This window comes from Herbaspirillum sp. Her2 (genome assembly GCF_057961375.1).
Genome location: NZ_CM176331.1, coordinates 3753955 through 3766650 on the forward strand (window position 1 = coordinate 3753955; position 12696 = coordinate 3766650).

General features: G+C 62.2%; 9 protein-coding genes. 6 read left to right on the forward strand and 3 right to left on the reverse strand.

What is annotated here, in order from left to right:
• Positions 1-87: 87 nt before the first annotated feature.
• Both ACWHXP_RS17065 and ACWHXP_RS17070 read right to left on the reverse strand, forming a co-directional pair.
• Positions 88-3480, reverse strand: coding sequence for a transglutaminase family protein (locus tag ACWHXP_RS17065; protein WP_489635473.1), 3393 nt, complete (start codon positions 3478-3480; stop codon positions 88-90).
• 238 nt (positions 3481-3718) lie between these two features.
• Complete coding sequence (locus tag ACWHXP_RS17070) at positions 3719-4945, reverse strand: polyhydroxyalkanoate depolymerase (protein WP_209579925.1); 1227 nt, start codon at positions 4943-4945, stop codon at positions 3719-3721.
• Positions 4946-5280: 335 nt separating this feature from the next.
• On the opposite strand from ACWHXP_RS17070, the gene ACWHXP_RS17075 reads away from it, so the two are divergent.
• From ACWHXP_RS17075 to ACWHXP_RS17095, 5 genes are all read left to right on the forward strand, one after another.
• A complete protein-coding gene (locus ACWHXP_RS17075) occupies positions 5281-5937 on the forward strand; it encodes a glutathione S-transferase family protein (protein ID WP_034338352.1) in 657 nt (218 codons plus the stop codon).
• 82 nt (positions 5938-6019) lie between these two features.
• A complete protein-coding gene (locus ACWHXP_RS17080; protein WP_121043100.1) occupies positions 6020-6463 on the forward strand; it encodes a cupin domain-containing protein in 444 nt (147 codons plus the stop codon).
• 258 nt (positions 6464-6721) lie between these two features.
• Positions 6722-8149, forward strand: a complete 1428-nt coding sequence (locus ACWHXP_RS17085; RefSeq protein WP_034338355.1) for a circularly permuted type 2 ATP-grasp protein — start codon at positions 6722-6724, stop codon at positions 8147-8149.
• Position 8150: 1 nt separating this feature from the next.
• The gene (locus tag ACWHXP_RS17090) at positions 8151-9155 is read left to right on the forward strand and encodes an alpha-E domain-containing protein (RefSeq protein ID WP_034338357.1); all 1005 of its coding nucleotides are present in this window, start codon (positions 8151-8153) and stop codon (positions 9153-9155) included.
• A gap of 171 nt (positions 9156-9326) precedes the next feature.
• Positions 9327-10205, forward strand: coding sequence for a proteasome-type protease (locus tag ACWHXP_RS17095; RefSeq protein WP_088754567.1), 879 nt, complete (start codon positions 9327-9329; stop codon positions 10203-10205).
• A gap of 160 nt (positions 10206-10365) precedes the next feature.
• Here ACWHXP_RS17095 and purM read toward each other — a convergent pair whose 3' ends face one another.
• Positions 10366-11409: a phosphoribosylformylglycinamidine cyclo-ligase gene (gene purM, locus ACWHXP_RS17100; RefSeq protein WP_121042984.1), complete on the reverse strand. Its 1044-nt coding sequence runs from the start codon at positions 11407-11409 to the stop codon at positions 10366-10368.
• Positions 11410-11513: 104 nt separating this feature from the next.
• On the opposite strand from purM, the gene ACWHXP_RS17105 reads away from it, so the two are divergent.
• The gene (locus tag ACWHXP_RS17105; protein ID WP_489635472.1) at positions 11514-12596 is read left to right on the forward strand and encodes an AI-2E family transporter; all 1083 of its coding nucleotides are present in this window, start codon (positions 11514-11516) and stop codon (positions 12594-12596) included.
• The last annotated feature ends 100 nt before the right edge of the window (positions 12597-12696 follow it).

Sequence of the window (12696 nt, forward strand, 5' to 3'; positions counted from 1 at the left end):
TTGGCGGCCGGGTGGCGCACGCGCCGGGAGCAGGTCCCGTGCGGCGTGTCGCCTTGCAAGCGGCGCGGGGCCGCGCCCGGCTCAGTTTTAGAAGTAGCGTAAGTCTAACGTAAAAGGAAACTCGATAGACGCCCGCGCCGGGGTGACCTGCCATTTTCCCGGGGTGTGGTTCATGCGGAAATAGCGCGCCAGGCGGCGGCTCTCCGCTTCGAAGGCATTGACCGGGAAGGTTTCGTAATTGCGGCCGCCCGGATGCACCACGTGATACTGGCAACCGCCCAGGCTGCGGCCATTCCAGGTATCGACCAGGTCGAAGGTCAGCGGCGAATCCACCGGAATGGTCGGATGCAGCGCCGAAGGCGGCTGCCAGGCACGATAGCGGATGCCGGCCACGAACTGGCCGACGATGCCGGTGGGCTGCAGCGGCACCGAGACGCCATTGCAGGTCAGCACATAGCGATCGGAGGCCATGCCGCTGATCTTGACCTGCAGCCGTTCCAGCGACGAATCCACATAGCGCGCCGTACCGCCGCCGCTGTTCTCCTCGCCCAGCACGTGCCAGGGTTCGAGCGCGGTGCGCAATTCGACCTGCATGCCCTTGACCGCATAGTCGCCGATCTTGGGGCAACGGAATTCCATGTGCGGCGCGAACCATTCGGCACGCATCGGATAGCCGGCCTCGTTCATGTCGGCCATCACATCGGCGAAATCCTGCTCGATGAAATGCGGCAGCAGGAAGCGGTCATGCAGTTCAGTCCCCCAGCGCACCAGGCGCGCCGGCTTGTAGGGCTCCTTCCAGAAACGCGCCACCAGGCCGCGCAGCAGCAGTTGCTGGGTCAGGCTCATGCGTGCGTGCGGCGGCATTTCGAAAGCGCGCAATTCCAGCAAGCCAAGACGGCCGGTGGCACTGTCGGGCGAATACATCTTGTCGATGCAGAACTCGGCGCGGTGCGTATTGCCGGTGACGTCGATGAGCAGATTGCGCAGCAGGCGGTCCACCAGCCAGGGCGGGCAATCGCCCTTGGCGACCTGCTTGTCCATCTCGCTGAAGGCCAGTTCGATTTCCACCGTCGAATCATTGCGCGCCTCATCGATGCGCGGTGCCTGCGAGGTCGGGCCGATGAACATGCCCGAGAACAGGTAGGACAGAGAAGGATGGTTGTGCCAGTACGAGATGAGGCTGCGCAGCAGATCGGGCCGGCGCAGGAAAGGGGAATCACTGGTCGTGATGCCGCCCAGCACCATGTGATTGCCGCCGCCGGTGCCGGAGTGATGGCCGTCGAGCATGAACTTTTCGGTCGTCAGGCGCGAGGCGCGTGCGGCGTCATACAGGTGCGTGGTCTGCTCGACCAGTTCGCTCCAGTTGTTGGCCGGCTGGATGTTGACCTCGATCACGCCGGGGTCGGGCGTGACGCTGAACTTGCGCAGGCGCGGATCGTGCGGCGGCTCGTAGCCTTCCAGCAGCACCGGCTGCTTCAGTTCCTCGGCCACGGCTTCGATGGCAGCCACCAGTTCGAGGTAATGCTCCAGTTGCGACAGGGGCGGCATGAACAGGTAGAACACGCCATTGCGCACCTCGGCGCACAGGGCGGTGCGGGTCAGCCAGTTGGCCGATTCGAAGGGGGCCGGTACGGACTGGGTGGCGTTGCTCGTGGTAGCGGCATTGGCAGCATTGGCCGTATTGCCCGCCGCCTTGCCTTCCATGCCAAGGGCAGCCGCAGTGCTGGCCGCCTTCTTCAGGAGCGCAGCCGGCTCCTGCGGGCTGCCCAGCTGGCGGCGAATTTCGGCGCTGCTGGGCAATGGGCGGAAGGCCTGGGTCGGATCGGCCGGATAGACGGCCGGATACTCGCCCTCCTTGACCCAGGGCAGCGAATCCAGCGGCAGGCGATAGCCCAGCGGCGAATCGCCCGGATACAAGTAGCAGCGCTCGCTGCGCAGGAACCACGCCCCGCTCTGCCAGCCACGGCCATCGTCGCGGCGCGCCAGCGGCAGCACATGGCCGACCGCGCTTTGCAGGCCCTGCGTGAAGACCTTCATCAGGCGCTCGCGCTCCTGCTTGTCATCCACGCGCGAATCAAAGGGATCGACATTGCCCGGCAGGCGGCGCTCGCGCCACATGTAGTAGAACACGTCTTCATAAGCCGGGAAGACGTTCTTGCCATCCACCTGCAGGCGCTGTGCCACGCGGTGCAGGAAGTGGCTGGTGACGATCTTGTCGCTGACGTTGGGCTTGGTCTCGTCGCCGATCAATTCAGGATTCAGCCAGATCGGTTCGCCATCGCGGCGCCAGTAGCAATTGAGCGCCCAGCGCGGCAGCTGCTCGCCCGGATACCACTTGCCCTGGCCGAAATGCGGCAGGCCCTGCGCGGCATACTTGTCGCGCATGCGGTGATACAGCTCGGCGGCCAGCGGCTTCTTGGTCGCACCCAGGGCGGCGGTATTCCATTCCGGTTCATCCGGGTGGTCCAGCGACACGAAGGTCGGTTCGCCGCCCATGGTCAGGCGCACATCATTGGCCTGCAGGTCGGCATCGATGGCGTGGCCCAGCTTCTCGATGGCGGCCCACTGCTCTTCGGTGTAGGGCTTGGTCACGCGCGGCGCTTCCCAGATGCGCTTGACCGACATCAGGTGCTCGAACTCCACTTCGCAAGGATCGACCAGGCCGCTGACCGGCGCGGCCGAGGCCGGCTCCGGCGTGCAGGACAAGGGGATGTGGCCTTCCCCGGCAAACAGGCCCGAGGTCGGGTCCAGCCCGACCCAGCCGGCACCGGGCAGATAGACTTCGCACCAGGCGTGCAGGTCGGTGAAGTCGGCCTCGGGACCGGAGGGACCATCGAGCGACTTCTGGTCGGCTGTCAGCTGGATCAGGTAGCCGGACACGAAGCGCCCCGCCAGCCCCAGGTGGCGCAGCAGCTGCACCAGCAGCCAGGAAGAATCGCGGCAGGAGCCGGACTTCAGTTGCAGCGTTTCTTCCGGCGTCTGCACGCCGGGTTCCATGCGGATGGTGTAGCCGATGTGGTCGGCCAGCTTCTGGTTCAGCGCCACCAGGAAATTGGCGCTGCCGATCTTCTCGCGCGGAATGCTCTTGAGGAATTTTTCAAACAGCGGCGACAGCGGCAGCTTCTGCCGGTAGGGCAGCAGTTCGTTCTGCAGGTCCTTGGCATACTCGAAGGGGAACTCCTCGGCATAGGGTTCGAGGAAGAAGTCGAAGGGATTGATGACCGACATCTCGGCCACCAGATCGACCTCGATCTTGAATTCGGTGGTCTTCTCCGGGAATACCAGGCGCGCCAGGTAGTTCGATTCCGGGTCCTGCTGCCAGTTGATGAAGTGCGGCTCGGGCAGCACGCGCAGCGAATAGCTCAGGATGCGGGTACGGCTGTGCGGGGCGGGACGCAAGCGGATGACTTGCGGACCCAGGTTGATGGCACGGTCGTACTTGTAAGAGGTGACATGGTTCAGGGCCACGTGGATCGACATGGAATTCCTTTACGACAAGCAAATGGTCAAGCGCGGGGCTTGGTTGTTGGCGACATGCGGAGCAGATCTCCTGCATACCTTGTTTTTCTTACCGCCTGATTACTTTCCTGGTGACTTTCCGGTTGGGGCTGCCTCGTTGTGAGTGTATGTGAGAGTGTAAGTGCCGGGGGAAGAAAAACTTAATCTTTCGATCCTGAAAACTAAGTTTTTCACTCGCATTGGCAAGTACGCCGCAAGCTTACCTGTGATGCATGTTAATGAAATCCCGCAGGCGCGGATAGATCTCGTTGTCCCAGCGCCGTCCGTTGAAGACCCCGTAATGTCCCACGGCCGTCTGAACATGGTGCAGGCGCATGTAGGGCCGGATGTTGCTGCACATTTCCTGTGCGGCCACGGTCTGGCCGACCGCACAGATATCGTCCTTCTCGCCCTCGATGGTAAAGAGCGCCGTGCGGCGGATGGCGCGCGGGTCGACCACGCGCTCGCGATAGGTCAGCTTGCCCAGCGGCAGCGCATGTTCCTGGAACACCGTGCGCACCGTTTCCAGGTAGAACTCGGCCGGCAGGTCGGCCATGGCGAAATACTCTTCGTAGAAATCCTTGATTTGCGCGGCCTGCGCCTCCTCGCCCTCGACCAGATGGTGATACAGCTTGCGGAAGGCGTCGACGTGGCGGTTCAGGTTCATGTTCATGAAGGCGCTCAACTGCACGAAGCCAGGATAGACGCGCCGCCCGGCCCCGCCATGGCGCGCCGGGACGGTGCTGATCATGTTCTTCTCGAACCAGCTGATCGGCTTGCTCTTGGCCAGCGCGTTGACGGCCGTGGGATTGACCCGGGTGTCGAGGGGCCCGGCCATGAGCGTCATGGTGCGCGGCTGGGCCGGATGATTGTCCTCGGCCATCACGGAGGCGGCGGTCAGCGCCGCCACGGTCGGCTGGCACACCGCCAGCAGGTGCGCACCGGGGCCCAGCTCGGCGAGGAATCCGATCACGTGCGAAACGTATTCATCCAGGCCAAAACGGCCGTGCTCCAGGGCAACATCGCGGGCATTGCGCCAGTCGGTGATGTAGACGTCGTGATCGCGCAGCAGGGTTTTGACGGTGCCACGCAAGAGCGTGGCGAAGTGGCCAGACATGGGCGCGACCACCAACACCTTGGGCTGCACGGCCGAAGTTTCCTTGCGGAAATGCAGCAGGCCACAGAAGGGCGTGGCGCTGATTTCCTCCTCGTGCACCGCAATTGTGCGTCCGCCGTCGAGCACCTCGCCGATCTCGAAGGGCGGGCGCGCATGGGTCAATTGCGTCCGCGCAAAAACCTCGCAGGCCGAGGCCATCTTGCGCAACGCCGGATTGACCGGAACGCCAGGCCAGGTCGCCCCCAGCAGGGGTGCCATCATGCGGGCACAGGCCCGCAGCGGATCGGTGGCGTCGGCGTAGTTCTGGTAGAGCTGATAGGTATTGATCATGAAGCGCCGCCCTCGGTTGTCTCTTTTTGGTGTCCGCTCGCCATGGCGACGATGCAATTGTCGTGCCATTGATGGGCCGCCAGCCCGCCTGCGCGCAGCTTTTGGGAGTTTTCCAGCGGCTTTGGTGGCCGCGCGGAAATGCCGGCGGTGCGTGGCCTGCCGTTCCCGCGAGCTGGCACAAGCCTTGCAAGTAGTGGTACGCGGTCCGCTCCTGTGGCCCGTGTCCTTCCCGAGCGCAGACGGGGCGGACGATGAAGATGACCATGAACAAGACACCGCCGCTCACGCGGCCGCGTGCCCAAAGTCAACCTGCACAAAACAGATAAAGGACTGACATGCCTAAGACGACTTTGCGCATCACCAGCAAGAACTACTCCTCGTGGTCCCTGCGCGGCTGGCTCATGGCCAGGTTCGCCGGGCTCTCTTTCGAGGAAGACATCGTGCCGCCGGACGACCCGTCGGCACGGGCAGAGATCCTGCTGCTGTCTTCCTCCATCCTGGTACCCAGCCTCCACCATGGCGACGTACTGGTATGGGATACGCTGGCCATTGCCGAATATCTCAACGAAATCCGCCCCGGCGCCAAGCTGCTGCCGGCCGACCTCGCCGCCCGTGCGCATTGCCGCTCGGTGTGCGGCGAAATGCATTCGGGATTCTCGGCCCTGCGCGCGGCGCTGCCGATGAACCTCAAGGGCCACTTCCCCAACTTCAAGGTGTGGTCCCGCGCCGAAGCCGACATCGTGCGCATCACCACCATCTGGAAGGAGTGTCTGGCCAAGTACGGCGGGCCTTTCCTGTTCGGCGAACAGCGCACCATGGCCGATGCCATGTATGCGCCGGTGGTGACGCGCTTCATGACCTATGACGTCAAGCTTGATCCCATCTGCACCGCCTATGCCAAACGCATCATGGCCATGCCGGAGATGCAGGAATGGATCACCGCCGCCAAAAAGGAACCGGAGGACATCGACGAACTGGACGTGGAATTCTAGGGCGCGCGCAGCACCGGCAGGAAAAGTCGCGCCCGTTTTTGTCGCAGGCCCATGGCGGGAGACCGCAGAAAGGATGGATGTGATGAATACCGTAGCGGAGGCAAGCGTACTGGCGCAGAACAGCTTTTCGCATGTGAGCGAAGGCGACACGCCCTATGAAACGGGAGGGCTGCGCGACTTCTTCCTGTATCGCGACCTGGGCATTGCCGCGGCCACCGGCGGCCAGGTGGTGGCCCAGCTGGTCAAGGCCAACATGGCCCCGGAAACGGGCACCGGATGGCATCGGCACGAGGCCAACTTCCACATCGTCATCATGCTCAAAGGCTGGGCGCGCTTCATGTACGAGACCGAAGTCACGCTGGTCAAGGCCGGCGATTGCGTGCACCAGCGGCCGGGCATCGTGCACTTCCTGTTCGACTATTCGCCCGACATGGAGTATCTGGAAATCGTTAGTCCGGCCGACTTCAAGACCATCGACATGCCGGCCCCCTGCGAGGTTCCCGCACCCACGCCATGGAATAACTGAAGCCGCTGCGGGTCTGCGTTTGATGGGAGCAGACCCGCGCGGGCGAGGAGCAAAAGCATGCAATTTTCCTCTGTCAAAAAATTCAAGCCTCTGTTAGTCTTTCTTCATGCACGCTGGCGCTGGCGTGCAGCGGCAGTCCCCTAGCGCCATCGCATTACGCTGTACCCACGCTGTAGTTTTGCCGTACCCACCGCCTCTGTTTTCGTTACAACCTACTTAGAAAGATTCCCGCTCCCCACGGGAACACGAAGCAAATCTATGGCACATTTTTTTGATGAGATGTATTCAGGAGGCGCAGGCAGCGAAGCAGGTCAAGTGCGTCAGCACTATGCAGAATTCGCCAGCTGGCTTTCGGCGCAGTCGCCCGAAATCATCGCCCGCAAACGTGCCGAATCCGACCTGATCTTCCGCCGCGTCGGCATTACCTTCGCCGTCTATGGAAACGATGCCGGCACCGAGCGCCTGATCCCCTTCGACATCATCCCGCGCATCATCCACAAGGCCGAATGGGCCAAGCTGGAAGCGGGACTGGTCCAGCGCGTCAAAGCGCTCAACATGTTCATCCACGACATCTATCACGAACAGAAGATCGTCAAGGCCGGCATCATCCCGCCCGAGCAGATCTTCCAGAACGCCCAGTACCGGCGCGAGATGCAGGATGTGAACGTGGTCAACGACATCTACGCGCACATCGCCGGGGTCGACATCGTGCGAGCGGGCGAAGGTGAATTCTACGTACTCGAAGACAACCTGCGCGTGCCCTCCGGCGTGTCCTACATGCTGGAGAACCGCAAGATGATGATGCGGCTCTTCCCGGACCTGTTCAAGCGCCACAAGATTGCGCCGGTCGATCACTATCCCGACCTGCTGCTGGACAACCTGCGTTCGGTGGCGCCGGCCGGCGTGACCGATCCGACGGTGGTGGTGATGACCCCGGGCATGTACAACTCGGCCTACTTCGAGCACGCCTTCCTGGCCCAGCAGATGGGCGTGGAACTGGTCGAGGGACAGGACCTCTTCGTCAAGGACAACGTGGTCTACATGCGCACCACGCGCGGCCCCAAGCGGGTCGACGTGATCTATCGCCGCATCGATGACGACTTCCTCGATCCGCTGGCTTTCCGTCCCGATTCGGCGCTGGGCGTGCCGGGCCTGCTGCAGGCCTATCGCGCCGGCAAGGTGACGCTGACCAATGCAATCGGCACCGGTGTGGCCGACGACAAGTCGATCTATCCGTATGTGCCGGACATGGTGCGCTTCTACCTTTCCGAGGATCCCATCCTCAACAACGTACCCACTTACCAGTGCCGCAAGAAGGAGGATCTTTCCTACACCCTGGCCAACCTCGAAAAGCTGGTGGTCAAGGAAGTGCACGGTGCCGGCGGTTACGGCATGCTGGTCGGCCCGGCTTCCACCAAACAGGAGATCGAAGACTTCCGCGCACGCATCATCGCCAAGCCGGATGGCTACATCGCCCAGCCCACGCTGGCCCTCTCCGTGTGCCCGACTTATGTGGAATCGGGCATCGCTCCGCGCCACCTGGACCTGCGTCCGTTCGTGTTATCCGGCAAGCAGATCACCATGGTCAAGGGCGGCTTGACGCGCGTGGCCTTGAAGGAAGGCTCGCTGGTGGTGAACTCGTCGCAAGGCGGCGGCACCAAGGACACCTGGATTCTGGAGAAATAAGATGCTGAGCCGTACCGCCGATCACCTCTTCTGGATGGCCCGCTACACCGAGCGCGCCGAGAACACCGCCCGCATGCTCGACGTGCACGTGCAGACCGCCCTGCTGCCGCAATCGGTCGACGACGCCGAGCAAGGCTGGCGCGCCGTGCTGGGCATCTCGGAACTGCTCTATGGCTACAACCAGAAATACGACAAGCTTACGCAGAAGGACGTCATCGACTTCATGGTGCGGGACCCCAACAACCCGTCCTCGATTGCCTCCTGCCTGCGCCAAGCGCGCGAGAATGCGCGTGCCGTGCGCGGCGCGCTGACGACCGAAGCGTGGGAGATCCAGAACGCCACCTGGATCAAGATGCAGTCCTATCTGCAAACCAATGCGCTGGAGCAGAACCCGAGTGATTTCTTCGAATGGGTCAAGCATCGCTCGCACCTCTCGCGCGGCGTGACCATCGGCACCATGCTGGAGGATGAGGCTTTCCACTTCATCCGCCTGGGGACCTTCCTGGAACGTGCGGACAACACGGCGCGCATCATCGACGTCAAGTTCCACGGGGCCAAGGAAACGCAATCGCAGAAGCAGAATGGCCAGTCGCAATCTCAATCCCAATCGCAAAGCCAGTCGGCGCGCGATGAAGCGGGACAGCTGGACTTCTACTACTGGGCCGCGATCCTGCGTTCGGTGTCGGGCTTCGAGATCTACCGCAAGGTCTACCGCGACGTCATCACCCCCGAGCGCGTGGCCGAGCTGCTGATCCTGCGGGCCGACATGCCGCGTTCGCTGCTGGCCTGCATGGGCAACGTGATCTCCAATCTGCATCACGTGCGCAATGATGTCTCGGCCGATACCGAGCGCTTTGCGGGCAAGCTGCATGCCGACCTGAAGTTCGCCCGCATCGAGGAAATCCTGGAAGCCGGGCTGCACGATACGCTCACCGAATTTTTGGAGCGCATCTTCGAACTGGGCAATCGCATCAGCCGCGATTTTCTTGTTCCTTTGGCAGCGTAAGCCGCCCCGGCTGTGCTTCGCGCGCAAGAAAGAAGCACAGCCGCTGTCATCTTTTCGGGAAACAGGCCGTTACTGTAGGTACGTCACGACAGATGCCCCCGGCGCGCACGCTCTGGCACCGGGCCTTACGGTAAAATCCGGCTTTCCGTTTCCACGTATCACTTTTCCATCATGACCTACTGCGTAGCCATGCGCCTCAACAGCGGCCTGGTGTTCCTGTCCGATTCGCGCACCAACGCCGGAGTGGACCATATCGGCACCTTCCGCAAGATGAGTGTTTACGAGAATCCGGGCGACCGCGTGATGGTCATGATGACCGCCGGCAACCTGTCGATTTCGCAATCCATCCGCCAGATGCTGACCGACCGCACCAATGCGGAAGGCCGCAGCATCTGGACCGCCACCTCCATGTACGAAGCCGCCCAGATCCTGGGCGATGCCATTCGCGCCGTGCATGACCGCGAGGCCGCCGAGCTGAGCAAGTTCGGTATCGATTTCAACGTCAGCATCATCTTCGGCGGCCAGATCCGTGGCGAGCGCTGTAGATTGTTCCAGATGTATTCGGCCGGCAACTTCATCGAGTCACACGACGAGAACACCTACTTCCAGATCGGCGAATCCAAGTATGGCAAGCCCATCATTGACCGTGTCGTCACGCCGCAGACCTCGCTGGACGAGGCCGCCAAGTGCGCGCTGATCTCCATGGATTCCACGCTCAAGTCCAACATCTCGGTGGGCCTGCCACTGGACCTGCTGGTCTATGAAAGCGAAGACCTGGCCGTGACCCGCTTCGTGACCATCGACGAGCAGAACCAGTATTTCCAGATGATCCGCCGCAGCTGGGGCTCGCAATTGAAGCGCGTCTTCGAGGCCATCGACGATCCGGTCTGGGATGCCCCGCCGGAAGATACCCTGAACGTGCTCTCCACCGCCGCCGACATCAGCGAGCCGGTGCGCGTGCCGCCGCCCAATGGCGTGGCACGTGGCCTGCAGGCCGTCCCGCGCCAGATCCTGGCGGAGCAGGATGGGGATGTCGGGCAGGCGAGCTGAACTCACTGTTAGTTTTTTCTTGTTGGAAACTTAGTTTTTGTTTTAACAAAACTAAGTTTTCATCCGGCGAGAAATTCTCCACCGGAAATAAAAAAGGCTGCATTCCTGAGAATGCAGCCTTTTTACTTTATAAATCGTTAAAACGATTTACAGGGGTCGATCAGCGCACGATGGTCTGTGCTTCGCCTTCGGCGCGGGCGCGGATGGTGCCGATACGGTAGACGGTTTCACCGGCGGCCTTCAGATGGGCTTCAGCGGCGTCGGCGTTTTCCTTGGAGACGATCACGGTCATGCCGATGCCGCAGTTGAAGACGCGGTGCATTTCCGCATCAGCCACGCCGCCATGCTGCTGCAGCCAGGTGAACAGCGGGGGCATGGTCCAGGACTTGGCGTCCAGTTCAGCCGTGAGGTGATCCTGCAGCACGCGCGGGATGTTCTCGACCAGGCCGCCACCGGTGATGTGGACCATGCCCTTGACTTCCAGCTTCTCCATCAGCGACAGCAGCGGCTTGACGTAGATGCGGGTCGGAGCCATCAGCACATCGGCCAGCTTGCGGCCGTGGAAGTCGGCTTCCAGGTCCGGCTTGGCCACGTCCAGGATCTTGCGCACCAGCGAGTAGCCGTTGGAATGCGCGCCCGAGGAGGCCAGGCCCAGCACCACGTCGCCCGGGGCGATCTTGGTACCGTCGATGATCTTGGACTTTTCCACCGCGCCGACTGCGAAGCCGGCCAGGTCGTATTCACCGTCCGGGTACATGCTGGGCATTTCTGCGGTTTCACCGCCGATCAGGGCGCAGCCGGCCTGTTCGCAACCGGCGGCGATGCCCTTGATGACATCGGTGGCCGAGGGCACGTCCAGCTTGCCGCAGGCAAAGTAATCCAGGAAGAACAGCGGCTCGGCACCCTGCACCAGAATGTCGTTGACGCTCATGGCCACCAGGTCGATACCGACCGTATCGTGACGATTCAGGTGGAAAGCCAGCTTGAGCTTGGTGCCCACGCCGTCGGTGCCGGACACCAGCACCGGTTCCTTGTACTTCTTGCTGATTTCGAACAGGGCACCGAAACCGCCAATGCCGCCCAGCACGCCTTCGCGGGTGGTGCGCTTGGCGAACGGCTTGATCGCTTCAACCAGGGCGTCACCGGCATCGATATCGACGCCAGCGTCACGGTAGGAGAGGGAGACATTGGAAGGTGAAGTCATGATGAAATATTGCCAGTGAAGACGGTAAAATAGGGGATTCAGGGCGGAAGTGCCCCTGCCAAGCCGTGATTTTAACAAAACCGCCACCCGCGAACTCCGAATCCATGCCTTTTTCTTTGTCCGAAGAGCAAAAACAGAACCTGGCGTGGCTGATTGTCGGCATTTTGCTGTTGGCACTGCTGATGGCGCTGGGCCCGATGCTCTCGCCCTTCGTCGCTGCCGGCATCATCGGTTATGCGCTCAACCCGGGCGTGGACTGGATCGCCAGCCGCCGCATCGGCCCGCTGCGCATCCCGCGTTTCGTGGGCGTGACCATCATGGTCTTGCTGCTGATCCTGGCCGGACTGGCGCTGGTGCTGATCGTGGTGCCTTTGGTACTGCGCCAGATCCCGCTGCTGCAGGCCCAGGTGCCGCCGCTGCTGGACAAGCTGAACGCCTTCCTCTCGCCGCGCCTGCACCAGCTGGGCATCGATGTGCGGCTGGACCTGGCGGGCATCAAGGCCTTGCTCACGCAACAGATCAGCACCAGTGGCGACGAGCTGTGGAGTTCGGTGCTGGCCTCGGCCAAGGTCGGGGGCACGGCGCTCTTGGCCTGGCTGGCCAATCTGCTGTTCGTGCCGATGGTGCTGTTCTACCTGCTGCAGGACTGGCATCCCTTCCTCAAGCGCCTGCAGATCATGATCCCGCGCCGCTGGGCCGGCCGCGTCAATACCATGGCGGCCGAGGTCGATAGCCTGCTGGGACAGTACTTGCGTGGACAATTGCTGGTGATGCTGGTGCTGGCGGTCTATTATTCGGTTGCGCTCACTGCAGCCGGATTTGACAGCGCCCTGCCGGTGGGCGTCCTGACGGGCCTGCTGGTGTTCATTCCCTATGTAGGCTTCGGCCTGGGGTTGGTGCTGGCGATCCTGGCGGCCATCCTGCAATTCGATGGCGCCATCGGCTTGCTGTGGGTGGCCCTGATTTATGGCGTGGGACAGGTGCTGGAAAGCTTCATCCTCACGCCCAAGCTGGTGGGCGAGCGTATCGGCCTGCACCCGCTGGTGGTAATTTTCGCGCTGTTGGCCTTTGGCCAGCTGTTCGGTTTTGTCGGCGTGCTGCTGGCGCTGCCGGCCTCGGCCATCGTCTCGGTGATCGCCATGCATGTGCGGCGCGAGTATCTGGCCAGCAATTTTTACAACCGTTGAAGAGTTTATGATTGATCACAGCCTCCCTGCCCTTGCAGGACGCTGCGCAGGCTCGGGCGCTTGGCGCCGTCCTGCATTAACTGGCCGCAAGCAGCTTGCG